The sequence below is a fragment of the Pseudonocardia charpentierae genome (assembly GCF_031845345.1).
Taxonomy (GTDB): Bacteria; Actinomycetota; Actinomycetes; order Mycobacteriales; family Pseudonocardiaceae; genus Pseudonocardia; species Pseudonocardia charpentierae.
Window position 1 is genome coordinate 1 of record NZ_JAVREJ010000107.1, and the last position, 447, is coordinate 447.

1 protein-coding gene is annotated in these 447 nt (G+C 68.2%); it reads left to right on the plus strand.

What is annotated here, in order from left to right:
• Positions 1 to 190: 190 nt before the first annotated feature.
• Positions 191 to 447: DUF6111 family protein (locus RM445_RS32065; protein ID WP_311560615.1), on the plus strand; the 257-nt coding region annotated here is incomplete at its 3' end.

The window sequence follows — 447 nt, forward strand, 5'->3', positions numbered from 1 at the left end:
GATCGGGAGCGCTACCGCCTGCGGTCCCGGGACTGGCAGGGTCGCACGCGCTGGTTCTACGCCCTGACCTTCGGCGACCGCCTGATCTGGGGTGTCACCGCCGGGATCCTGAACAACCTCCGGGAGCGGCTCTACCCGGAATCGGAGCCCGATGCGGTTCGCCGCTCGGCGGGATAGGCTACGAAGAGCCATGCTGCGTCGCGTCCTCGAAGAGTTCGGCCTCTTCCTCATCCCCTTCGTGCTGTTCCTGATCTACCTGCTGCTGGCGGGCCGCAATCCGCTGCGCCGGGTGCATTGGGATGCGCATCTCCTGCGGCTCGTCTTGGCCGGCTTGGCCGTTGTAATCGGCACCCTGGTCTATGAGGGGCTGTTCTCCGAGCGCCGGGCCGGCGGCTACGTGCCCACGCACATGGAGAACGGGCGCCTCGTCCCCGGGGGCTTCCGGTG